Raw genomic sequence first — 23,170 nt, 5'->3', positions numbered from 1 at the left:
TTGGTATCTAGCGTTTGGCAGTAAAAACGCGACCAAGTGCAATGAAAAAATGATTTTTGCAAAGCAAAATATCTTACTTCTAGCGTTTGGCAGTAAAAACGCGACCCAGTGCAATGAAAAAATGATTTTTGCAAAGCAAAATATTGTAACATTTTCTATCTTTTAAATAAGCTGTCAATGAGGCGGAGCGCATAGCTCCGTTTTGTTTCAGTCTCATATGTAGTATGACATTACAGTGATGGTAAGGAGTGAGCAGAGGATGACCATTAATTTATCCAAGGGGCAACGGATCGACCTTACGAAAACAAATCCAGGATTAACACGTGTTGTGGTAGGTCTGGGCTGGGACACGAACAAATATAGCGGTGGTAGCGATTTTGACTTGGACGCTTCGGCATTTTTATTGCATGAAGATGGCAAAGCCAAAACAGAAACGGATTTTGTATTCTACAATAATCTAACGACCTACAATGGTGCTGTTACGCATACCGGAGATAACCGAACAGGTGAAGGTGACGGGGATGATGAGCAGATCGTTGTCGATTTCAGTAAAGTGCCTGCTAGCATTTCGCGTATCGGAATTACCGTTACGATTCATGATGCTGACGCACGTGGACAGAATTTTGGACAGGTAAGTGCTGCTTTTGTACGGGTAGTCAATGAAGATAACAATAGTGAAATTTTGCGCTTTGATCTAGGTGAAGAATTCTCTACAGAAACAGCAGTAGTGTTCTGTGAGTTCTATCGTCAAGCAACAGATTGGAAGTTCCAAGCGATCGGTAGTGGATTCTCAGGCGGACTGGCAGCATTGTGTCAGAACTACGGATTACCAGTATAATCCTGTTGTCTCAACAAATAAGGCAAAAGCATGAACTATACATGAATAGGGTGGGTTTCCTGCCCTATTTTTTTTAACTCGTCACTAGCATTTAATGCTAAAATAGGAAAGAACAATGGACCATTTACGTCATAAATTACGGGGTTAAACAATTATGAGTGTAGCTATTGTTAAAGGACAAAAAACAGACATAACCAAAACAACACCAGGGCTTCAACAGCTTATTATTTCGCTGGGTTGGGAAGCACCTGCTTCATTAGAATTAGATACTTCTGCTTTTTTGCTTCAACAAAATGGAAAAGTGAAAAGTGATAATGATCTTATTTTTTATGGTAACCCGGGCAATTCTTTTATTACTTATGTTGAAAATGCGACAGGCAGTGATGCTCGTCAATTTAAAGTAAATGTAGGAGCGATTCCGCAAGATATTCAAAAAATTGCGGTAACGCTGACCATTTACAATAGCGATAAACCGACAGAAAATTTTAGTCAGGTGAATCGTACGTACTTACGTTGTACCCATGAAGCGACAGGTGCAGAGATTTTTCGCTATGATATCGATTCCCAATTTTCATCCGAAACTGCGATTGTGGTAGGGGAACTCTATCGTTATCAGACAGAATGGAAATTCGCAGCAGTAGGAGCAGGTTATTTTGGTGGACTGAAAGAATTATGTGGTAGTTATGGTGTTGAGGTAGAAGATACACCTGCTCCCACACCGCCACCAACACCACCAGTACCTCCTAAGCCTGTTTCGCCACCACCGCCGCCTCCTGCACCAGCTCCAATACCGGCGAAGCCGATGAATCTTAATCGACCATCGACTCCACCTCCTGCTCCTCCAGCGCCAACACCAGCTCCTACGCCTTCAGTAAACTTAAATCTATCCAAGATTGAGCTTAAGAAAAAAGGCGATGTGATTAATCTTCAGAAAAAATCGGGCGGTACCCTCGGGGAATTACTGATCAATCTGAACTGGAATCGTCAGGAGAAAAAAGGATTATTCAAACGTAGTTCAGGAGTCGATCTGGATCTAGGTTGCTTGTATGAATTACAAGATGGTGATAAAGGTGTAGTTCAAGCACTCGGTAATTCTTTTGGTTCTTTGACAAATTGGCCTTTTGTAGCGCTAGACGGTGATGACCGAACAGGTGCTATAGCAGGTGGCGAAAATATGCGGATTAACGGTAACAAAATATCCGAAATCAAGCGTATTCTGGTCTTTTCTTTTATCTATGAAGGTATTACACGTTGGACAGATGCCGATGGTGTCGTGACTATTTCTCAACAAAATGGACCTGATATTATTGTGCGTCTAGACGAAGCAGATAATCGCAGTCCGATGTGTGCGATTGCAATGATACAAAATGTGGGTAATGAAACTTTTAGTATCGAAAAGTTGGTTCAGTATTTCAAAGGTCATTCGGATATGGATCGTGCTTTCAATTGGGGCATGCGCTGGAAAGCCGGTAGCAAAGATTAGGCTATCGCTATAGATGATGATAATGAACATACACAGAATTTACACAAATCGGTATTACAAGTGTTGATACACCTCTAAAATAATTAGAATGTGGACATCACGCTTAACACACGAAGTGTATATGGAGGACGATGTATGGACTGGTTCAGTAATTTTTTTCAAAGTATTGCTGATAACTACGGTCACTTCTTCTCATGGAGTGAGATTGCTGCAACTCTATCCGATCCAGTGAGCTGGGGAGTTATTGCAAGTCTTGTACTATTAGAAGGATTATTGTCCGCTGACAATGCGCTTGTGTTAGCCGTTATGGTCAGACATTTGCCACCGAAACAGCAGAAAAAGGCTTTGTTCTATGGTATTCTCGGAGCCTATCTTTTCCGCTTTCTGGCGATTGGTCTTGGAACGTATCTGGTTACATTTACAGCAGTCAAAGTCATTGGCGGATTGTATCTGTTCTATATTGCGTACAAAGGATTATTCAAAGGCGGAGACAAAGACGAAGTACAGAACAAGCCAATGTCTTTCTGGAAAACCGTATTAATGGTTGAAATGATGGATATTGCATTCAGTATTGATAGCGTCGTGGCTGCTTTTGGTATCAGTAATGAAGTCTGGGTACTATTCCTGGGCGGTATTATTGGTATCTTGATGATGCGTGGCGTTGCTCAATTGTTCTTGAAACTGATTAATAAGTTCCCTGAACTTGAAAAAACCGCTTTTATTTTAATTGCGATTATTGCAGTCAAAATGATTGTAGGCGCATTTGGTTTTGAAATTTCTCAAGTGTTGTTTTTTGCAATTCTTATTGTGGTGTTTGTAGGAACGATGGTCATCAGTTCGATTCGTCGTAAAAAAGAACAGTCTTAATCAGGATTGCTGCTACAACAGATTGGATGATCCCTCCTGCCTGCACAATAGGAGGGATTTATTTATTATACGGCGGCTTAACAAGCTCAAGTTTCGGTGCAACAAAGGAGGAGACTTATGCGTTACTTTAATTATTTATCGCTTGAAGAAGAACAGGAATTGTTCTATTCAGCACCGATTCATTATAATAACTCTTCCGAACAGGAACTATTGGCGTATGCCGTAGGCGCAGCACTATATTGTCCTGCAACACGTCCCACAATTGCTAGAGATATTTTGACAGAGCGGCATCAAGGATTGACTTCATGGGTACTTGATCTAGAAGATGCTGTTGGAGATCATCAGGTAGCAATGGCTGAAGAATTATTAGTACAACAACTGACACAACTGTATATCCAATTACAGCAAGAACAGGTGCATAGAGATCGATTACCTTTGTTATTTATTCGTGTACGCAGTATTGGACAATTAGAGCGAATGATCGACCAGTTAGGCGAAATGATGAAGTTGATCACAGGCTTTATGTTACCCAAATTCGATCCCGAACAAGGATTGCAATATTTTCAAGCGATCGCACGTTATAATCAGGAGAAAGATATTCATGCTCCTGTATTGTATGGACTGCCTATCTTGGAGACAGCTGCTGTGATCTACCGTGAAAGTCGGGTTGAACATTTATTAGCGATCAAAAAAATATTAGATGCATATAAACCGTATGTACTGAATGTACGGATTGGTGCGACTGATTTCTCCAGTTTATTCGGATTACGTCGTAGTCCAGATATGACGATTTATGATATTGCGCCTATTCGTGACTGTATGTCTGATATTATTAACTTATTCGGTCGCATGGATTCGCCATATGTAATCTCAGGGCCGGTATGGGAATACTTTGCCAATGGTGAACGTGTACTCAAACCGATGTTGCGTCAATCGCCTTTTGAAGAAGCGCTTGGTGATGATGGACGTAAGTTACGGAAAGAGTATATTAATCGTCATGTGGATGGATTGATTCGCGAAGTCATTATGGATAAAGAAAATGGAATTATAGGCAAAACGATTATTCATCCAACGCATATTGGTCTGGTACAATCACTATATACAGTGACCCGCGAAGAATTTGAAGATGCGGAAAGTATTATTCGTAACAATAATGGCGAACTCGGGGTATTCAAAAGCGGCTATGCTAACAAAATGAATGAAATCAAACCTCATTTAAATTGGGCGCAAAAAATTATAGCAAGATCACAAATTTATGGGGTGCTACATGAACAACAACATTTCATCTCTCTTCTCTCAGAGCAAGAACAACGTATATACGTATAAGATTCTAGAAGACTTAACGGTAAACGTAGAAGTGCAACATAATCCTTTTCAATTAGAGTTAGATCACTTATTTACGATGGCGGCACGTATTAATCCTAAGCGCTCGTTTTTATTTGTCAGCAAAGTATTAGGCAAACATCTGGCGGTTGATCCTTATTTGTCATTGCTGAGTGGAGCAGTACTATCATTGTTACTTTACAATGATATGCGGGAACAATCTGATCCCAAGATAACAGCGTTACTTCCTCGTATTCTACAAGCGATGTCATCTGGTGAAGGCTTGGCAGAAGCCTATCATGAATTGATGAACCTAAAGCTTGTTTTACCTGCGCCTGTATCGTTTATTGGCTTTGCTGAGACAGCGACAGCGTTAGGTCATAGTATGTATCAAGTGTTTGATCGGGGAGCTCAGTATGTACATACGACACGGCATGATATAGCCGGTCTATCCTCGGTAATTACATTTGAAGAAGAACATTCCCATGCAACAGCTCATCGCTGTTATGCCCAATCAGAAGGTATGATTACAGGCAACGATCCGATTATTTTGGTAGACGATGAGATTACGACAGGCAAAACAGCCCTTAATATTATTCGGGAAATTCATGCTGAATATCCACGTGATACGTATTATGTTGCTTCGTTACTGGATTGGCGAGAAGATGCTCATGTTCAGCGATTTGCTGATCTAGAACAAGAACTGAATATTACGATTACAGTGCTATCATTGATCAAAGGACAGATTACGGTGGATGGACAACCGAGTCTGACTCATGATCCGATGACACTGCATGAGCAATTAGCAGATATTCCGGTAGATATGATTTATCTGGATCATCTGTTTGCACAGCAAGAAGGATATGCCTCTATTGATGGACATGGTCATCAGAATCGTGCTTCATTGATGACAGGTACAGGACGATTCGGTATCGGTGCACATGATAATCTATGCAACACCATCAGTATAGAAAAAGCTGCACAATTACTTGTTGAGCACAGAACCGGTCAACGGACATTATGTCTGGGAACCGAAGAATTTATGTATATTCCGATGCGAATCAGTAGTGAAATGGGTGATGCCATTAAGTTCCATTCCACAACACGTAGTCCGATTTATCGTTCACTCATGCCGCATTATAGTATTCAGACAGGAGATACCTTCCCCTCTCCCGAAGATAGTAGTGTAACCAACTTTGTATATAACATTCCGGAAGGGCATTATGATGAGGTATTTGTCTTTCTAGAACGCGATGTCCCTCAAGAACGTATCCAACCATTAATCGATGTATTACGCTCCAAGCTGTTCCAGCAGATTCGTATCGTGATCTGTGGTCCTCAAATGGTGCAAGAGAAAGGGATAGATCATGACCGAACATAAACAAGAGCAATTGCTAGCATTCCCCTTACCACATCCAGAACCTCTTGGAAGCTACAGTCCATCCGATGTGATTTTCCTATTGAAAGATTTAAGTAATGTAAATTTAGAGCGTGGTACCGAGGAACGTGAAGAAGCGATCCAGACGGGAACACACTATTCGGAAATGTTACCTGTAGAATATCAACCAACTCCTGAATATATTCAGTTATTTCACGAAACGTTAGCCGAATCTGCTGAAAAAGTAGCTTTGGCTGCGGGTGTAGTGAGTGAACTGATTTTGCATAAACGTGGTCAAAAACTGGTTCTAGCTTCGCTTGCTAGAGCAGGTACGCCTATTGGTATCTTGATGAAGCGCTATTTGATGCAACAATATGGATTGGATGTTCCGCATTACAGTATCTCTATTATTCGCGGTAAAGGGATCGACGAAAATGCACTGAAATATATTTTCCAACAACATGGTGCAGAGCAAGAATTACAATTTGTAGATGGTTGGACAGGTAAGGGCGCGATCCGTCAGGTATTGATTCAGGCTTGTGATCAATTTGAAAAAGATTACGGAGTTCGTCTGAATGATGATCTCGCTGTACTGGCTGATCCTGGCTTCTGCTCGGATACGTATGGCACACGCGAAGACTTTTTGATTCCAAGTGCTTGTCTGAACTCGACTGTATCTGGATTGATGAGTAGAACGGTACTGCGTGACGATCTGATTGGGGAACATGATTTTCATGGTGCTAAATTTTATAAAGAATGGTTAGATAGCGATCTATCCAATGTGTTTGTCGATCAGGTATCTTCTTATTTCCCTGCTATCGCTGAAGAAGCCAAAAAACAAGCGCAACAATTGCTAGATACGCCTGAACCGATTACATGGCAAGGGTTAAGTGATATTCGGTCGATTCAAGATCAGTATGGGATCGAAGATATCAATCTAGTGAAACCGGGCGTAGGAGAGACGACACGTGTCTTGTTACGTCGTGTACCGTGGAAAATTCTTGTTGATCGTGAAGACAATCCGAATCTGCGTCATATTTTGCTGTTGGCTCAAGATCGTGGTGTGCCTGTCGAAGTCTATCCGAATCTAACGTATTCTTGCTGTGGCATTATTAAGCCAAGGCAGGGGGAAAGCGAATGATCTATGCTAGTGATCTGGATCAGACGTTAATCTATTCGGTACGCTCGATGGGAATGGATGTCGATCTATCGGTGATGCAACCTGCGGAGACGTACAAAGAACGGATTATTTCTTATATTTCCATAGCAACTCTTCAACAATTGCAACGTGTGGCTCAGCAGATCACTTTTGTACCGGTCACGACTCGTACACTCGATCAATATGCACGTATTCATATTTTTCAAAATAACGTGATTCCTCAATATGCGATTACCAGTAATGGAGCGAATATTCTAGTCAATGGAGTGGTTGATCAAGCATGGCACGAGCAGATTCTGGCAGATGTGTATGCCAAGTCGGCTCCTGCGGCAGAAGCATTAGCTATATTCCATAGCGTATCTGATCCCAGCTGGATCGTAGCTGAACATTTCTGGGAAAGTACATTTTATTCTATTGTGGTAGATCGCGAATTGATGCCACTGGATACTGTGCTTGCTCTTCAACCGCAATTAGAATCGTTAGGCTGGGGGATGTCAGTACAAGGACGCAAAGTGTATCTGGTTCCTTTTCCAGTCAGCAAAAATCGGGCAATTACTGAAGTGAAGCAAAGAGTAGGCGCTTCGAAAGTAATTGCTTCGGGCGATTCGATTTTGGATCGTGGCTTACTTGATATTGCAGACTATTCGATCGCTCCTGCTCATGGTGAATTGTATCGTGAATCGGTAGCTGAGCCTGCACTTCGTCATTATTCGTTTACATCTACATCAGGCATTTTTGCCGCAGATGAGATTCTGCAATATGTAGTGGCTACATTAGATACAGAAGGGAAAGTCAGCTATGAGTCATAAAGTACGGGTCTGGTTCAATCGTTGGTTTGCTGTCGGATATCATTATATGAATAATATTCGTCATAACCCGGATGGACTGGAATTTGAAATTTACGGTACACATCGGGATGCGGAACATGTTTCGTTTCAAGCTTGTGATTATACAGAGATTGAACCGGCACTACCGGGTGATGAGTATGTAGCGTATTGTCTGGATTTCTGTAAGCGTCATAAGATCGATGTCTTTGTTCCACGCTGGCGGATGATCAATATTGTGAGAGCGATTGAGTCTTTTAAAGCGATTGGTGTCAAAGTAGTAGCTTGTACGAATCTAGAACTACTGGATGTGATCGAAGATAAAGGTAACTTTTATCGTTCAGTCGAACAGAATGGTCTGATGATTGTGCCTGAATATCATCTAGTGCATAATGTGGCAGAATTCAAGCAAGCGTATGATGATTTGACTGACAAAGGGCTAGGCGTATGTTTTAAGCCTACTCGTTCAGAAGGTGGACTGGGATTCCGCGTTATTCAACCGAATTATAATGCTTTAGAGGAATTGCTAGACGTTCCCAATGTTAATATTTCTTATGAGCAAACGGTTCAGATCTTATCTTCTGTTGAGTCTTTCCCTGAGCTTATGGTTATGGAAGTACTAGAAGGGCATGAATATAGTATCGATTGCCTGGCTTCTCCAACAGGCGAATTGTTAGCGGCTGTCCCTCGCCGCAAAGCCGATGGCGGACGTGCACGTTTACTTGAGAATGTACCGGAATTGATTCGACTTGCGGAGGAAGTGGCGCAGTTCTATAAGATTCCGTATAATTATAATTTACAACTGAAGTACCAAGGCGATATTCCCAAAGTGTTAGAGATCAATCCTCGTATGTCTGGTGGATTGCATATCTCCTGTCTGAGTGGTGTCGACTTCCCTTATTTAGCTGTCAAATTAGCATTAGGGCATGCTGTAGAAAAGCAGAATCCAGAGTTTGGTATTCTAGCGAGTTATGTAGAGCAACCCGTATTAATTCGTAAATTGGAACAATCTTGACTATAAAACGTATGTTATTAGATATGTTATTCAATAGTGCATTGTGATTTTAGACGAAAGGCAGGCGAACCGTAATGACGTTTTGGAAAACGTTTGGTAAATCAACCGTAGGTGGTATCGTAGGTTATCTAGCAGGAATATTAGCAGGATTTTGGTTTACAGAAGACTATATTACATTAATCTTCCCGGTTGTAGGGACGTTAGCTGGTGTGGTCTGGGCGAAGCTAAGCAGTAATCCTACCGCTAATCTAGAGAAACCACTCGCAGAACCTGTTCATGTACAAGACACGCTTACAACCGATCAACCTCTTGTGCCGACCCTTACAGAAGAACGTCCTGCCAATCGTCTATCTTCCTCTAGCCCTACACCTGTTGTGGAACAAGAAGCCGTACCTCCGATTTTTCAGCCGGTGCTAGAATATTTAGCGGTATTAGAAGATATGGTCATCTCTGAAGGGCAGAAAGACAATCTGGATAATGAGATTGTTGAAAAGTCCTGTTCGTTGTTTTTACGATTACAACGCGTATTGCCGATGCTAGGTGAGCTTCATAATGATGAGATCAACCATACGGTAAAACGACTGGTGCTGAAGGACTTAAACAGTATCATTAATCCCTTTTTGCGACTCAGTGGTGAAGCCAAGTCCAAAAATAGACGTGTATTACTCGATGGTATTCGAGATGTAGATAGCCGAATTACACATATCGTCAAAACGATAGAACATAAAGACTTGATGGAGTTACAGACAAGGGCAGAACTTCTTCACCAACGCTACTCCTGATTGACGGTACAATATCTATTTCAGTATGAAGAAGATGTTTATTGATAATAAGGAGGAAGAACTTATGGCAAGTCAACCTATTACTTTAAAAAAAGAAGACGAACACAAAGTCATGCAAGAAGCATCTATGATTATTCAGCGGGTATCGCAAGCGGATCAGATGCAGTTAGATACACTGATGGATGAAGTGGGTAAGCTCGGTATGCAGACGCAAGAGCGTGCAGGACAGACGCTACAGATGCTAGACCGTCCGGTCAATGATCTTATGAGCGGCAAGTCCAAAGAAGTGTCTAACTTGATCCTATCGCTTCGTAACGAGTGTGAAGAATTACAGCAAAGTAAAAACGTAGGATTATTTGGTAAATTGTTGCGTAAATCTCCTATCAAAAATTATGTATACAAATACCAGTCTGTCAAAACAAATGTAGATGCGATCGTAATCGGACTTCGAGATGGTAAAGATAATCTGGAAGAAAATATGATCAGTATGCGTACACTCAAACGCAATTCATTAGAAGAAATTTATCAACTCCAATATAAGATTGAGATGGGTAACAAGCTTAAAGATTTATTTGAAGCTGAAATTCAGAAGCCTGAAAATGCTCCTCGCAAAGTATACTTAGAACGGGGTCTACGTAAAGTGGTCACTCGTATTCAATCCATGACTGAAAATATTATGCTGTTTAACCAAGCAATTGCTGCAACCGATATCGTGAATGATACGAATGACAAATTGATTGATTCGGTCAATGATTCGGTCTACAAAGCCGCGAACTTGATCAAAATTTCAGCGATGATTGCGCTGGCGATCGAAGATCAAGAACGTGTAGCGAATGCAGTAGAAAGTGTAAACCAGACGATCGAAGATCAATTCAAGCGCAATGCTGAAATGCTCAAAGTGAATAGTGAACGTTCGGCTGAACTACTCAAAAAGCCTGCAATGTCATTGGATTCAGTCAATCAAGCGATCAATGATCTGATGTCTGCACTGGATAACTCGGAACAATCGAACCGTGATATTATTGCAAGCTGTAAAGATTATACGGTCAAATTATCCGGTATTAACGATATGATGACCAAGCGTCTAGGCTTAGATAGCGCAGATGTTAACAAAGATCCGATCGCTTCGATCACAGGCTCTCCATCCAATTCATTACCGTCTTCCCATACGGCTTCATCGCCTGCACGTGATCCATTATCTGATTTGTTAAAATAAAAAAAGTCACTGAGAACAGTATCCCTTTACAGAGGAAACTGTTCTTTTTTTGTTTGTATGGCATCACTAATTATTACGCTAATTACTCATGGGTGATTTGGTATGTAAGGGCTTTCTTTTAGAAATAGTTTGTTTTAATATAACAATGAGGTACGAAAAGAAAGACAAAATAAAATGAAATAACCTTCCAATGTTCACTGAAATAACGATAAACTTAAAGGAGATATAATAATATGGAACAGACTCAGAAACACCCATTTCAAGATCATACGCTAGATATTGATACACGTGTACACGATTTGGTGTCTCGCTTGAACGATGAAGAAAAGATTGAATCCATGTTGCAATATCAGCCTGCTGTTGAACGTCTAGGTCTAGGCGGATATAAACACGGTACAGAAGCGGCACATGGAATCGCATGGCTAGGTGAAGCTACCTTTTTCCCGCAACCGACAGGATTAGCCTGTACTTGGGATGCTGAATTGATGAAAAAAATCGGTAATGTAATCTCAGATGAAGCGCGTGTAGTCTACAAACGCAATCCAGAAGTGAATGGTCTAACGTTATGGGCACCGACGGTAGATATGGAACGTGATCCACGCTGGGGACGTAACGAAGAAGCTTATGGAGAAGATCCTAAGTTAACAGGAGAATTAACCAGTCATTTAGTGCAAGGTATTCAAGGAGATCATCCTACATATCTCAAAGCTGTAGCTACGTTAAAGCATTTTCTTGGCAATAATAATGAAGTGGAACGGGGCAGTGGTTCTTCCAGTATCGATCCACGGAATATGCGTGAATATTATCTAAAAGCATTTGAACAGCCTTTTGTAGAAGGCGGAGCAAAGTCGATGATGACGGCTTATAATTCGATCAATGGAACGCCAGCTATTTTACATCCACTGGTGAATGAAGTGGTTAAAGGCGAATGGGGAATGGACGGATTTATCGTTAGCGATGCAGGCGATGTGATGGGTATCAAAAATGATCATCATTATTATGACTCTCATACCCCGGGTGTTGCCGAATCGGTCAAAGCAGGAATAGATAGTATTACTGATGATCCTGAATTATCCAAAACAGCTTTGCGTGAAGCTTTGGCGAATGGCCAGCTTACATTTGAAGATATCGATCAAGCATTATTTAACACATTCCGTGTTCGTTTTCTGCTTGGTGAATTCGATCCTGCGGAATTGAATCCGTATGCTCATATCGGCGAAGAAGCTATGATGACCGCAGAAGCCAAAGCATTATCCCTTGAAGCTTCACGCAAGTCGATCGTACTCCTCAAAAATGACAATCAGACATTACCATTATCCAAAACAGCCACTGGAAATGTAGCTGTGATCGGTGAACTGGGAAATGCAGTCTATCGTGATTGGTACTCTGGTACATTACCTTATGCCGTTACTGCACTTGAAGGTATTCAACAGAAAGTGAATAGCAAAGTATCATATCAAGATGGTAATGATCGAATTACTTTAACGTCGACAGCAACAGGAGTACCATTGTCGATCCAACCTGATCCTGTACAAGAGTCTGTAACAGCTTCAGTCACATCAGCTAATCCTAATGATATTCAATCGAACAAACCGATTACAGGTGTACTGAGTGCTGCTAGCGAGTCTACAACAGAGCAGACTGTATTCGAATTGTCTGATTGGGGATTCGGCAGTTATACGCTACGTGCGCCTAATCATAAATATTGGACAAGCAATGATGATCAAGGCATCGTGACAGCTTCTGCTGATGAAGCATATGGTTGGTTTGTAAAAGAAGTATTTGGGCTTCAGCCTCAAGCGAATGGAACGACAGCTATAACAACCTGGAATGGTAAAACTGTTTCGGTCAATCCGACTTCCGGACAATTAACGATCATAGACACACCGGAATCGCTAGACGAACATGCTTCTTTTGAAAAGACAATCGTTGAGAATGGATTAGAGCAAGCGATCGCAGCAGCCAAAGAATCAGAAACAGCTATCGTATTTGTCGGCAACAATCCATTGATTAATGGTAAAGAAGAGATTGATCGTCCAAGCTTAGAATTAGCGGCATCCCAACTCCACATGGTACAAGAAGTATACAAAGCGAATCCTAATACCGTAGTCGTAGTGGTGGGAAGTTATCCATTTGCGATGGAGTGGGTAGAAGAACATATTCCTGCGATTATCTATTTATCTCATGTAGGGCAAGAATTAGGAAATGCGGTAGCTGATGTATTATACGGAGATTATGCTCCAGCAGGTCGCCTGAATATGACATGGTATCGTTCAGAAGAACAACTGAGTGATATTCGAGATTATGATATTATCCGCACAGGTAGAACGTATCAGTATTTTGAAGGAGATGTATTGTATCCGTTCGGTCATGGGTTAACATATGCGACCTTCCAGTATAGTGATATTCAAGTGGTCTCGTCTGAATTAGAAGTGGACGAAGTGATCGAATTATCGGTACAGGTCAAAAATATCAGCGAGATGGATAGCGAAGAAGTGGTGCAATTGTATACACATGCTGATCATTCGCGTGTGAAGCGTCCAATCAAAACGTTGCAAGCCTTCCGCCGTATACATCTAGCAGCTGGAACATCACAGACCATGCATTTTACGATACCTGTGAAAGAACTATCATTCTGGGATGTAACACGTGATCTGTATTGTGTAGAAGCAGGTACGTATACATTGATGATCGGACGTTCTTCAGCAGATATTGCTCAGCAAATGAGTATCAAAGTCAATGGAGAAGTGATTCCTGCGCGTGATCTCACGTTTACTACACAAGCTGTGAATTACGATAACTATCATCATGTACAGCTGGGCGAATCCAAAGAAGGCGGAGCAGTCATCGAAGCGATCACAGATGAGGCATGGATACTTTTTCAAGATGTCGATTTTGGTACAGGTGTAGAACACGTTGAGGTTCGAATGGCGACGACCCAAGATCAAGCGAAGATAGAGATTGCATTGGATCAGGTAGATCAAGCAAGTGTAGGTGCTATTGTGCTTGCGAGTGCATCTGGAGAACAGCATTGGAGTACAGAGCAGACATCTATCACAGGTGTGACTGGAAAACATGATGTCTACCTCAAACTTTCAAAAGGTGTGCGCATCTCTACACTCCAATTCGGAGCATCCTCTGAATAATATTGTGAGCCATGATCTATACAAGTAGTTAACGTGGCATTTGATTAAATTGATAAATCGGTAGTTCAGCAACGACAACAAGTGCAATCACCACGACGACAATAATAACACCTGCAAAAATAAAGCGATCAGCCATAAGATCACCTCCACATGGTTAAGAAATAGACTAAACTTTATTGAACTTCATTACTCAGACGGATATCGTTCTTGATTATAAGACGAACGATATCCGTTATTTGTATCTTTTGGATCAACGTTGAATATAATAAGCCAGGATATAAAGGAAATAAATATGAGCAGGGTAGAATAGATAGAAGAAATATTTCATACTACGTCCTTTTTCACCGTTGTAGAGAGAAAGTGGAATGACAGCGAAGATCATTAACCATTGAAAATTAGTATCCAAATCTAGTAGAGAAGCACCGGATAGCAAGCCTATCATCAGCGAAAATAAAACGAAAAAAATTATTTGCCCGATACGATATTTGCGTAATACATAGAACATGACGCCAAGTAAAATAAAGAAGTACCCACCTTCAACCAATATAGGTATAGGTAATACATACATAATATAAAGACTCCATGACGAAATATGTTCTTGCGATAATAGACTAATCGCTACAAAACTCAAAAGAACAGGAATCATCATCAGTCCTATTGTACCTAGCATATTCCACCAGCGATGATGCCTGATACTTTGGATCAATCGATCAATCATCAGCATATAAAGCACCGCTAGAAATAACGTTCCAAAAATATTATTGATCAGCATATGGTCTGAAGGGAAAGTAGTTTGCAATCCTTGACTTACGATATTCATCCCGACAAATCCAATATACAAATGCAGTAAATACTTGAACCGATTACGCGTATAATGAAATCCTTCTGCACTTAAAAATAAAAAAATAGGCGCAACAATTCGACCTAGCCATGTAAACCACATTGGTATTCCATCGATATAGAAAAATTGATGCACATGATCAAAAACCATGAATAATATTCCCAGTAATTTAAGCTGAAAATGATTCAGTGTTATTCCTTTACGAAGTGTGAGCATAGACAATATCAGTCACCGTCCTTTAATAGATGACTCAAGCATAAAGGACAGACGTAGATCCAAACTATCGATTTACCTTAAACTTTCCTTACATACCGTTTAAGGTTCTGTTCGTATGTATAGAAGATATAGACATAAAAAAAGACGCTTCATCCGAAGCGTCCCATAATATAATCTTGAGTGGATTGTTGTGTTGGATTGGTGAAGATCGTATCCGTTTCTCCGTGTTCCATCAATTTACCTAAGTAGAAGTAAGCTGTATAATTCGATACTCGTGCTGCTTGTTGCATATTGTGAGTTACGATAACGATACGCAATTCATCTTTGAGTTCACTGATCAATTCTTCTACTTTACCTGTCGATACAGGATCAAGTGCAGAAGCCGGTTCATCCAATAACAAAATCTGTGGTGTAACCGATAATGCACGTGCGATACAAAGACGTTGTTGCTGTCCACCGGACAAAGAAAGCGCAGATTCTTTTAACCGATCTTTCACTTCATCCCATAGTGCAGCTTTGCGTAGGCTAGACTCTACGATTTCATCCAGTTGTTTACGGTTTTTGGTGCCATAATAACGTGGACCGAATGCAATATTTTCATAGATCGATTTGAAAAATGGGTTAGGACGTTGCCATACCATACCAATCCGTTGACGAAGCTTGATCACATCGGTAGAAGATGCGGTAAGATCAATCCCATCCATCCAGATATGTCCTGTTGTACGTGAACCTGCGATCTCATCATTCATTCGATTCAATGAACGAAGAAATGTAGATTTACCACAACCTGAAGGGCCGATCAGTGCAGTTACACTTTGTGCCGGGAACGACATGCTTATATTTTTAACGGCTTGATACTCGCCATAATAGATACTTAAATCTTCTGTACTAAAAGGTAATGCCATTGAGAAATTCCTCCTTTAATTCACCCTACAAACCAGATCACATATTAACTCATTCGTCTTGAAGCTGTCATATAACGATAAAGAGTACGTCCCAAGAAACGTGCTAACAGATTGAAGATTAACACCATGATTACAAGTACAGCTGAAGCACCTGCTGCGATCTGTGTAGCATCTGGAGCAATACCTTCACTGTTTACTTTCCAAATATATACCGCTAATGTCTCAGCTGGACGAAGAGGGTTAATTGGCGAACGTGGGCTAAATGGGTTCCAGTTCGTAAAGTCTAGTGGTGGAGTACTCATCCCTGCTGTGAAAAGCAAAGCTGCTGCTTCACCAAATACACGACCTGACGCTAAAATCGTACCTGTAATAAGAGACGGAATCGCTACAGGCAACATAATCGAAGTGATGATTTTCCACTTGGACAGACCCAGTGCAAGCCCTGCTTCTTTTTGCTCTTTCGGTACACCTGCAAAAGCTTGCTCCGTAATCCGTACCATCAACGGTAAATTAAAGATCGTTAGTGCAAGTGCACCGGATAGTAAAGAGAAACCAAGATTGAATGTATTTACAAGTAATAATAATCCGAACAAACCGATAACGATCGAAGGGAATGAAGACAACACTTCAACCACTAGACGGATAAAGTTAGTTAGTTTACCCGGCTTTGCATATTCAGACATGTAAATACCTGCTCCAAGACCTAAAGGAACGGTAATTAGCATCGTTAAGAATAATAGGAATAATGAGTTAAATAATTGAGGCCCTATTCCGCCGCCAGCACGCATCGTCTGTGGAACAGAGGTTAAGAAGTTCCAACTGATATGCCCTAGACCACGGAATAAAATAAAACCAAGTAATCCAAGAAGAATCGCTACAATCGCCATAGCAAAAGTAACGATGAGCACAGTAGCCAGTTTATCTGTAGCTTTCGCGCGTTTTCTAGCTTTTTGATTGACTTTTACTGTGCTCATAACCGGTTTCTCCTTTCAAGTAGACGAATAATCAAGACGAAGACAAATGTCATCAACATCAAGACAAGCGCCATACTCCACAACGCATTATTTTGAATCGATCCCATCGCTGTGTTACCCATACCCAGTGTAATTACGCTGGTTAGAGTTGAAGCAGATTCCAGTAAGGATGTAGGGATATGTGGTGAGTTACCGATAACCATCTGTACAGCCAAAGCTTCACCAAAAGCGCGAGCCATACCCAGTACAATACCAGTTAACAATGCAGGCATAACCGTTGGTAAAACAACACGGTAAATCGTTTGCCAGCGTGTAGCACCTAGTGCATAAGAAGCTTCACGTAATCCGCGTGGCAGAGAAGCGAGAGCATCCGCAGCAACACTCGTAATGGTTGGCAAAATCATAATCGACAATACCAGTGCTCCTGCGCCAATCCCAATTCCTTGCCCGCCTACATGTTCACGTAGAAACGGGACAATAACACTTAAACCGATAAATCCGTATACAACTGAAGGAATACCTGATAACAATTCGATCGCTGGCTGAAGGATACGTTTCCCAAAGCTAGGCACAATCTCTGTCATAAATAAAGCTGCCGAGATACTCAGTGGACTAGCGATCAATGCCGCTAACAGAGTAACCATAAATGAACCTGTAATAAACGGTAATGCTCCAAAAGAAGGAGTGTCTGCTTGAGGATTCCAATTCGTACCCAAGAAGAACTCTTTAAGACTTACGCCGTTGACTGCAAAGGTAGCCACACCTTTAGATGTTACAAAATAAACAATAGATATAATAACAGCAATCAGAAATACGACACAGATAGACGTGTAGATTCTACCGATCCAGTCTTCTACGCGATGCTTTTCCATAGGCCAGGCGCGCCTCCGTGCTTCTCTTGGAGTTGTGTTGGATTGCTCCATACGTTAAAACCTCTTTTCTTAAACTTAAATGGTAATGATTAGAAAATTTTGTGCTATATTAAACGTGAAAAGAGAGGCGGATAGTCCGCCTCTTCCAGCTATTGCCTTGGAAACGTAAGTTTCCTCTTTTCACAGAATGTTTCATTCATTACTTCGTGATCTTACCTTCAACATCACGTTTTACTTGCATACCAGAGATAGAGATATATCCAAGGTCTTTAACATCACCGTTTTGTACTTCGTCAGTCAACATGTAATCAAGCAAAGCTTTAGTTGCTGCATCAGGCTCGCCTTTTGTATACATGTGCTCGTAAGCCCAGACAGGATATTTACCACTTTCAACATTTTCAACACTAGCATCTACGCCATCATATTGAATAGCTTTAAGGCTATCATCAAGGTAAGAAAGAGCTAGGTAACCAATTGCACCAGGTGTTTCAGTTACTAATTTCTTAACTGTACCTGAAGAATCTTCTTGAATCGAACCCGCTAAATCTTCTACTTTTTGACCCAAAGCAAATTTCTCATAAGTTGCACGAGTACCGGAGCTACTTGGACGGTTAACGATAACGATCGCTTGATCTTTACCACCAACATCTTTCCAGTTTTTCACTTTACCTGTGAAGATATCAACCAATTGTTGTTTTGTTAAGTTCGTTACACCAGCTGCTTCGTTAGCTACTGTTGCAATCGCTACAACTGCTACTTGGTGATCAACCAATTCTTTTGCTTTATCAGCATCTAATTTTTCTTCTGCAAATACATCAGAGTTACCAATGTTTGCTTGACCTTCGGATACTTGAGTTAAACCTGTACCACTACCGCCACCTTGTACTTGAACGGAGACGTTAGCATATTTTGAATCTGCCATGAATTTCTGAGCGACTTGATCAACCAATGGTTGCAATGCAGTCGATCCTACAGCAAGCACGGACCCGCTAAGTTCTGTACCTGTGGAAGCTTCTCCTGTAGTACCAGTTGTTGACCCTGACCCTGTAGTACCTGTGTTAGAACCACAAGCAGCAAGCACAAGAATCATCGTCAGTGTAAATAATAAAATTGGCAGTTTTCTAGACATCGTTTAAATCTCCTCCCCCTAATTAAAGGACCATACGTTTATGTTTTTTTTGACTACTCACTTATTGTAGGGTGGCAATGTTAGGTGTAAGTCCGAGTTTTGTAAACTCTGTATTAAAATTATAATGAATAATGTATTCCATACTTCGATCATGTTTGAAATGTTTTGCAATTATAATCAGCAGAGTCGAGAGAATAGAGCAAAGTCAGGAGAGTCGAGATGAATATTTGGAAATTTTCAGCGCTGATTGTGTTAACCACTTTTTTGATGGGTTCTTCATTTGCAGTCGGAAAAATAGGGCTACATTACGCTTCACCGTTTTTTTTGGCGGGTTTACGGTTTGTATTAGCAGGAATCATTATGGTAGTGATTGTGCTGGTATTGCGAAGACCTCATCCTCAAAGCCTTACGATTTGGCTGAAAATGGGGCTGATTGGTGCTTTGCAGACAGCAGGGGTAATGGGTTGTGTATTTATAAGTCTACGCACAATTACTGCGGGTGAGTCGTCGATCTTAACATTTACCAATCCATTATTAGTCGTTGTACTGGGTACGATCTTTATGGGTATGCGGTACAAATGGTATCAGTGGATCGGTGTTGTATTGGGCGTGATCGGTGTGAGCATTACTGTTGGAGCGCAGATTGAATGGAAAATAGGCATTGTATTCGGGTTGTGTTCAGCCGTATTCTGGGCGATGGCTACTTTGCTGGTGAAAAAGTGGGGAATGTTGTTTGATACATGGGTATTGTCTGCGTATCAGATGTTATGCGGAGGCATTATTTTACTACTACTGAGTCTACTATTAGAAGATCCTGTTTTTGTCTGGAATAAAGAGTCGATCTTGATCTTGCTATGGTTAAGTATTTTTTCTTCGATTGTTCAGTTTGCAGTCTGGTATTATGTCCTTCAACATGGCGATCCCGGTAAAACGAGTTCTTTTTTGTTTTTAGCTCCTTTTTTCGGCGTATTATCTGGCTGGTTATTGCTAGGAGAGACGTTGTATCTTTCCAGTATTGTGGGAGGATTATTTATTATAGTAGGCATTTATCTGGTGAATCGGCAATTTCAATCTAAAAAGAGATCAGCAAAGCTTATAAAATAGACGTTATCTATAGATCAGACTGTACGTTTTTTTGGATAGAAGTCGTGTAGGATAAGCATTTCTAACGCAAACGTACAGTAGTATATCTATGATTTACAGATCAAATACACTTTTAAAACCTTGAGCACCCTGCTCTGTAACTTGAACAGCACGAATAGAAGGAACACGTACAATCCATCCAAGATCAAACAGTTGATGCATCAGTCCTTGTCCCAGAGCGCCTGCTAAATGATGTCGGCGTTCGCTCCAATCCAGACAGGCATGAGAAAAAGCACGTCGTTTGCGCTTGAGCATATACAAATCGAGACCGAAATGTGCAAAAAAGACTTCACCTTTAGCGGTAACGATAAATTCAGTCTCGCCTGTAGTGATATATTGATTCGCAAGCATTGCATCGGTCAGATCTACACCTAATTTGCCAGCTAGATGATCATAACAAGTACGGGCTTCACGTAACGATTGCACTTGACTGGATTGACGCAGCGAACGGACTTCTGGCGGAGAAGATAGGGTTAGAAAGGACTCCAAAATAGAAGCAATATCCTGATTCGCTAACTGATAATACCGATGCCGTCCATGCTTTTCAAAAGTAATCAGTCGTCCTTCAATTAATTTGGATAAATGAAAACTAGCCGTCTGTGGCGTAATACCAGTCATCAATGCCAGTTCACTTGCTGTATGAAAACGTCCATCCATCAGACTGGTCAGTATCGTTGCTCGTGAAGGTTCTGCTAACAAAGAAGCGACTTCAGCGATATTGGGATTAATACTCATAACATCTTCCTTTCCGTATCAAAAAGGCAAAAAGAAGCGAATGTGCTAATGCTTCTTTTTGCCTTTTTTTATGCCTAAAGGTCTTCTTTAGTTCTTTCAGCTAACTTGGTAATAACCTCAATATCTTGATCTGTTAGTTGTTCAAAAAAATGTTTGCGTATCGCTTTGAAGAGAAAAGGACGCGCATTATCCAGTGCTAATTTGCCTTCAGATGTAATCTCAACTTGAACACCACGATCGGTATCAAGCGGATTTCGTACCACTAACTCACGTTTTTCCATACGTTTTAGATGATGAGACAACCGACTTTTATCCCAATCCATAGAATCGGCGAGTTCTTGTTGACGAAGTTTGCCTTCTCCCAAAAGAATCAATCGATCCAGTATTCCAAAGTCACTTTCTGATAGCCCGGTGTGATCCGACATTTCTTTAACGACACGTCCGAAAATGGTATGAAAAGTACCTTTCCACATATGCCATATTTTCATTTCTTCTTGATTGATCTCGTGATTATCCATAAAAGTATAATAACATGGTTGACACGTCAACTTCAACGTGTTAAATTGTATTCAGGTTGACACGTCAACCTATAAAAATACATTTATCAGTACAAAGGAGATCCTCATGAATAATAAACAGGTTGCTTTGGTGAGTGGAGCGAATAAAGGAATTGGTCTTCAAATTGCAAAAGATCTGGTGGCTAAAGGGTTTACGGTACTGGTCGGTTCACGTCAGTTGGAGAATGGTGAAACAGCTGCAAATAGCATAGGGAAGGATGCTCATGCGCTACAATTGGATGTAACAGATGCTAATTCCGTTACAGCCGCTGCCGAGCATATCCAGCGTGAATATGGTCGTCTTGATGTGTTGATTAACAATGCAGGTATCTCCCACCCAGGCAAAGCAGATGGGGCTTTTCCAGCAAGCGTGCAATCCGGTCTGTTGACGGTAGCACCGATTGAAGATATTCGGGTGGTATTTGAAACGAATGTATTCGGTGTGATTGCTCTGACGCAAGCGATGTTGCCACTTCTACATCAAGCGCCAGCAGGACGAATTGTGAATATCGGTAGCTCTGGCGGATCGCTAACATGGAATTCCAATCCAGATAATCCGCATCGAGCCATGTTCGGCACGTATTCTGCTTCCAAATCAGCACTTCATGCGATCACCCTTGCTTTTGCTTTCGCTTTGGAATCGACTCCGATTAAAGTGAATATTGCTTGTCCTGGATTTACCTCAACAGCACTGAATAACTTTGCAGGTACACGTAGTGTAGAAGAAGGCGCTCGTGAAGCTGTTCGTCTTGCGCTTATTGGAGCAGATGGTCCCACAGGAACATTTTCAGATGAGAATGGTGTAGTAGCCTGGTAAATAGTCTAGGAATATTATTTCAATCGTTCATTAGATGAGGAGAATAAGATTATGCATGTTTTTGTCACAGGAGCTACAGGATATATCGGTTCTGCTGTTGTTCGTGAGCTTATTGCTGCTGGTCATACGGTCGTCGGTCTAGCTCGCTCAGATCGGAGTGCTCAATTATTAAAAGAAGCTGGTGCTGAAGCGTATCAGGGAGATATTGATCAGGCAGATCGTCTACAACAAGGAGTGGCTAGTGCAGACGGCGTCATTCATTTAGCGTTTAAACATGATTTTTCAGATTTTGAAGGTGCTCTTGCAACAGATCTACAAGTGATTGAAGCGATAGGAGCGGTACTTGAAGGCTCTGGCAAGCCATTTGTGACTACAGCTCATTTTAACGGAATTGCTTCTGAAAATGTCGCTTTATCATTAGCGAAACGTGGAGTGCGCACATCGATTATCGAACTTTGCCCTTCTGTTCATGGTGAAGGAGATACTGGCTTTATACCACAGCTTATTGAGATTGCTAGAACCAAAGGGGTTTCAGCCTATATCGCAGAAGGCAATAATCGTTGGCCTGCTGTACACAGACTGGATGCAGCTCATTTATACCGGCTTGCTTTAGAACAGGCTGAAGCAGGTTCGCGGTTAGATGGGGTAGGCGACGAAGGAATAGCTTTTCGAGAGATAGCCACTATAATTGGCAAACATTTGGATTTGCCTGTAGTGAGTATTGCACAGGAAGAAGCACAAGATCACTTTGGTTTTCTTGGAGCGCTTGCGGGTTTGGATATTCCTCGCTCTAGTCAATCCACTCAAGCAATCTTAGGATGGCAACCGACACATCCTTCATTACTTGAAGATCTAGAACAAGGACATTACTTTACATCATAAAATAGGTAACCTGTATATACGATAAAACCCTCTTTGATAATCAAAAAAGCCCTTCTATTTAACATAGA

21 protein-coding genes are annotated in these 23,170 nt (G+C 41.2%); 14 read left to right on the top strand and 7 right to left on the bottom strand.

The annotated features are described in order from the left end of the window. Positions 1–259: 259 nt before the first annotated feature. From PO903_RS03475 to PO903_RS03425, 11 genes are all read left to right on the top strand, one after another. On the top strand, positions 260–838 hold the full coding sequence (locus PO903_RS03475; protein ID WP_069327707.1) for a TerD family protein: 579 nt from the start codon (positions 260–262) through the stop codon (positions 836–838). Positions 839–992: 154 nt separating this feature from the next. Beyond that, positions 993–2,321: a TerD family protein gene (locus PO903_RS03470; protein WP_137223082.1), complete on the top strand. Its 1,329-nt coding sequence runs from the start codon at positions 993–995 to the stop codon at positions 2,319–2,321. A 135-nt stretch (positions 2,322–2,456) separates the two neighbouring features. Continuing rightward, entirely contained in the window at positions 2,457–3,188 is a 732-nt protein-coding gene (locus tag PO903_RS03465; protein ID WP_273592602.1) for a TerC family protein, read from the top strand. Between the two features lie 117 nt (positions 3,189–3,305). Continuing rightward, entirely contained in the window at positions 3,306–4,514 is a 1,209-nt protein-coding gene (locus PO903_RS03460) for an HpcH/HpaI aldolase/citrate lyase family protein (protein ID WP_273592601.1), read from the top strand. Next, positions 4,456–5,892, top strand: coding sequence for a phosphoribosyltransferase family protein (locus tag PO903_RS03455; protein ID WP_273592600.1), 1,437 nt, complete (start codon positions 4,456–4,458; stop codon positions 5,890–5,892). The genes PO903_RS03460 and PO903_RS03455 overlap by 59 nt, the downstream gene beginning before the upstream one ends. After that, complete coding sequence (locus tag PO903_RS03450; RefSeq protein WP_069327711.1) at positions 5,879–7,030, top strand: cysteine protease StiP family protein; 1,152 nt, start codon at positions 5,879–5,881, stop codon at positions 7,028–7,030. Before PO903_RS03455 ends, PO903_RS03450 begins: the two co-directional genes overlap by 14 nt. Continuing rightward, positions 7,027–7,857 carry an HAD family hydrolase gene (locus tag PO903_RS03445; RefSeq protein ID WP_273592599.1) on the top strand — a complete coding sequence of 277 codons (831 nt, stop codon included), beginning with the start codon at positions 7,027–7,029 and terminating at the stop codon, positions 7,855–7,857. Before PO903_RS03450 ends, PO903_RS03445 begins: the two co-directional genes overlap by 4 nt. Then, positions 7,847–8,887: an ATP-grasp domain-containing protein gene (locus PO903_RS03440; protein ID WP_273592598.1), complete on the top strand. Its 1,041-nt coding sequence runs from the start codon at positions 7,847–7,849 to the stop codon at positions 8,885–8,887. The genes PO903_RS03445 and PO903_RS03440 overlap by 11 nt, the downstream gene beginning before the upstream one ends. A 74-nt stretch (positions 8,888–8,961) precedes the next feature. Then, entirely contained in the window at positions 8,962–9,669 is a 708-nt protein-coding gene (locus PO903_RS03435; protein ID WP_069327714.1) for a hypothetical protein, read from the top strand. Between the two features lie 64 nt (positions 9,670–9,733). Beyond that, positions 9,734–10,885 carry a toxic anion resistance protein gene (locus PO903_RS03430; RefSeq protein ID WP_273592597.1) on the top strand — a complete coding sequence of 384 codons (1,152 nt, stop codon included), beginning with the start codon at positions 9,734–9,736 and terminating at the stop codon, positions 10,883–10,885. 233 nt (positions 10,886–11,118) lie between these two features. Continuing rightward, positions 11,119–14,031 (top strand): glycoside hydrolase family 3 protein, encoded by a 2,913-nt coding sequence (locus PO903_RS03425; protein WP_273592596.1) that lies wholly within the window; start codon positions 11,119–11,121, stop codon positions 14,029–14,031. A gap of 250 nt (positions 14,032–14,281) precedes the next feature. Here PO903_RS03425 and PO903_RS03420 read toward each other — a convergent pair whose 3' ends face one another. The 5 genes from PO903_RS03420 to PO903_RS03400 all read right to left on the bottom strand — a co-directional run bounded on the left by PO903_RS03420 (position 14,282) and on the right by PO903_RS03400 (position 18,968). Then, complete coding sequence (locus PO903_RS03420; RefSeq protein ID WP_273594617.1) at positions 14,282–15,088, bottom strand: TraX family protein; 807 nt, start codon at positions 15,086–15,088, stop codon at positions 14,282–14,284. Between the two features lie 149 nt (positions 15,089–15,237). Next, entirely contained in the window at positions 15,238–15,993 is a 756-nt protein-coding gene (gene pstB, locus PO903_RS03415; protein ID WP_069327717.1) for a phosphate ABC transporter ATP-binding protein PstB, read from the bottom strand. A gap of 44 nt (positions 15,994–16,037) precedes the next feature. Further along, positions 16,038–16,967, bottom strand: coding sequence for a phosphate ABC transporter permease PstA (gene pstA, locus PO903_RS03410; protein WP_069327718.1), 930 nt, complete (start codon positions 16,965–16,967; stop codon positions 16,038–16,040). Next, a complete protein-coding gene (gene pstC / locus PO903_RS03405; RefSeq protein ID WP_069327719.1) occupies positions 16,964–17,890 on the bottom strand; it encodes a phosphate ABC transporter permease subunit PstC in 927 nt (308 codons plus the stop codon). Before pstC ends, pstA begins: the two co-directional genes overlap by 4 nt. Positions 17,891–18,038: 148 nt before the next feature. Continuing rightward, a complete protein-coding gene (locus PO903_RS03400) occupies positions 18,039–18,968 on the bottom strand; it encodes a phosphate ABC transporter substrate-binding protein (protein ID WP_069327720.1) in 930 nt (309 codons plus the stop codon). A 219-nt stretch (positions 18,969–19,187) separates the two neighbouring features. Here PO903_RS03400 and PO903_RS03395 point away from each other — a divergent pair, with 219 nt between their 5' ends. Next, positions 19,188–20,072, top strand: coding sequence for a DMT family transporter (locus tag PO903_RS03395; RefSeq protein ID WP_273592594.1), 885 nt, complete (start codon positions 19,188–19,190; stop codon positions 20,070–20,072). Positions 20,073–20,165: 93 nt separating this feature from the next. On the opposite strand, the gene PO903_RS03390 is transcribed toward PO903_RS03395, so the two are convergent. After that, positions 20,166–20,846, bottom strand: coding sequence for an ArsR/SmtB family transcription factor (locus tag PO903_RS03390; RefSeq protein WP_273592593.1), 681 nt, complete (start codon positions 20,844–20,846; stop codon positions 20,166–20,168). Positions 20,847–20,920: 74 nt separating this feature from the next. Then, a complete protein-coding gene (locus tag PO903_RS03385) occupies positions 20,921–21,364 on the bottom strand; it encodes a MarR family winged helix-turn-helix transcriptional regulator (RefSeq protein ID WP_069327723.1) in 444 nt (147 codons plus the stop codon). 106 nt (positions 21,365–21,470) lie between these two features. On the opposite strand from PO903_RS03385, the gene PO903_RS03380 reads away from it, so the two are divergent. Together PO903_RS03380 and PO903_RS03375 are read left to right on the top strand one after the other, a co-directional pair. Beyond that, on the top strand, positions 21,471–22,220 hold the full coding sequence (locus PO903_RS03380) for an SDR family NAD(P)-dependent oxidoreductase (protein ID WP_273592592.1): 750 nt from the start codon (positions 21,471–21,473) through the stop codon (positions 22,218–22,220). Positions 22,221–22,271: 51 nt separating this feature from the next. Further along, positions 22,272–23,102 carry an SDR family oxidoreductase gene (locus tag PO903_RS03375; protein ID WP_273592591.1) on the top strand — a complete coding sequence of 277 codons (831 nt, stop codon included), beginning with the start codon at positions 22,272–22,274 and terminating at the stop codon, positions 23,100–23,102. Positions 23,103–23,170: the final 68 nt, after the last annotated feature.

The sequence above is a fragment of the Paenibacillus sp. PK4536 genome, from assembly GCF_028594455.2.
GTDB classification, from domain to species: domain Bacteria; phylum Bacillota; class Bacilli; order Paenibacillales; family Paenibacillaceae; genus Saccharibacillus; species Saccharibacillus nuruki.
The sequence above is the reverse complement of the archived record's forward strand: the minus strand, read 5'-3'. Positions and strand labels throughout refer to the sequence as shown.

What these genes read in the sequence shown, in the direction of transcription:
- PO903_RS03475 (WP_069327707.1), top strand. Translation starts at nt 260, where the DNA reads ATGACCATTAATTTATCCAAGGGGCAACGGATCGACCTTACGAAAACA.
- PO903_RS03470 (WP_137223082.1), top strand. Translation starts at nt 993, where the DNA reads ATGAGTGTAGCTATTGTTAAAGGACAAAAAACAGACATAACCAAAACA.
- PO903_RS03465 (WP_273592602.1), top strand. Translation starts at nt 2,457, where the DNA reads ATGGACTGGTTCAGTAATTTTTTTCAAAGTATTGCTGATAACTACGGT.
- PO903_RS03460 (WP_273592601.1), top strand. Translation starts at nt 3,306, where the DNA reads ATGCGTTACTTTAATTATTTATCGCTTGAAGAAGAACAGGAATTGTTC.
- PO903_RS03455 (WP_273592600.1), top strand. Translation starts at nt 4,456, where the DNA reads ATGAACAACAACATTTCATCTCTCTTCTCTCAGAGCAAGAACAACGTA.
- PO903_RS03450 (WP_069327711.1), top strand. Translation starts at nt 5,879, where the DNA reads ATGACCGAACATAAACAAGAGCAATTGCTAGCATTCCCCTTACCACAT.
- PO903_RS03445 (WP_273592599.1), top strand. Translation starts at nt 7,027, where the DNA reads ATGATCTATGCTAGTGATCTGGATCAGACGTTAATCTATTCGGTACGC.
- PO903_RS03440 (WP_273592598.1), top strand. Translation starts at nt 7,847, where the DNA reads ATGAGTCATAAAGTACGGGTCTGGTTCAATCGTTGGTTTGCTGTCGGA.
- PO903_RS03435 (WP_069327714.1), top strand. Translation starts at nt 8,962, where the DNA reads ATGACGTTTTGGAAAACGTTTGGTAAATCAACCGTAGGTGGTATCGTA.
- PO903_RS03430 (WP_273592597.1), top strand. Translation starts at nt 9,734, where the DNA reads ATGGCAAGTCAACCTATTACTTTAAAAAAAGAAGACGAACACAAAGTC.
- PO903_RS03425 (WP_273592596.1), top strand. Translation starts at nt 11,119, where the DNA reads ATGGAACAGACTCAGAAACACCCATTTCAAGATCATACGCTAGATATT.
- PO903_RS03420 (WP_273594617.1), bottom strand. Translation starts at nt 15,088, where the DNA reads ATGCTCACACTTCGTAAAGGAATAACACTGAATCATTTTCAGCTTAAA.
- pstB (WP_069327717.1), bottom strand. Translation starts at nt 15,993, where the DNA reads ATGGCATTACCTTTTAGTACAGAAGATTTAAGTATCTATTATGGCGAG.
- pstA (WP_069327718.1), bottom strand. Translation starts at nt 16,967, where the DNA reads ATGAGCACAGTAAAAGTCAATCAAAAAGCTAGAAAACGCGCGAAAGCT.
- pstC (WP_069327719.1), bottom strand. Translation starts at nt 17,890, where the DNA reads ATGGAGCAATCCAACACAACTCCAAGAGAAGCACGGAGGCGCGCCTGG.
- PO903_RS03400 (WP_069327720.1), bottom strand. Translation starts at nt 18,968, where the DNA reads ATGTCTAGAAAACTGCCAATTTTATTATTTACACTGACGATGATTCTT.
- PO903_RS03395 (WP_273592594.1), top strand. Translation starts at nt 19,188, where the DNA reads ATGAATATTTGGAAATTTTCAGCGCTGATTGTGTTAACCACTTTTTTG.
- PO903_RS03390 (WP_273592593.1), bottom strand. Translation starts at nt 20,846, where the DNA reads ATGAGTATTAATCCCAATATCGCTGAAGTCGCTTCTTTGTTAGCAGAA.
- PO903_RS03385 (WP_069327723.1), bottom strand. Translation starts at nt 21,364, where the DNA reads ATGGATAATCACGAGATCAATCAAGAAGAAATGAAAATATGGCATATG.
- PO903_RS03380 (WP_273592592.1), top strand. Translation starts at nt 21,471, where the DNA reads ATGAATAATAAACAGGTTGCTTTGGTGAGTGGAGCGAATAAAGGAATT.
- PO903_RS03375 (WP_273592591.1), top strand. Translation starts at nt 22,272, where the DNA reads ATGCATGTTTTTGTCACAGGAGCTACAGGATATATCGGTTCTGCTGTT.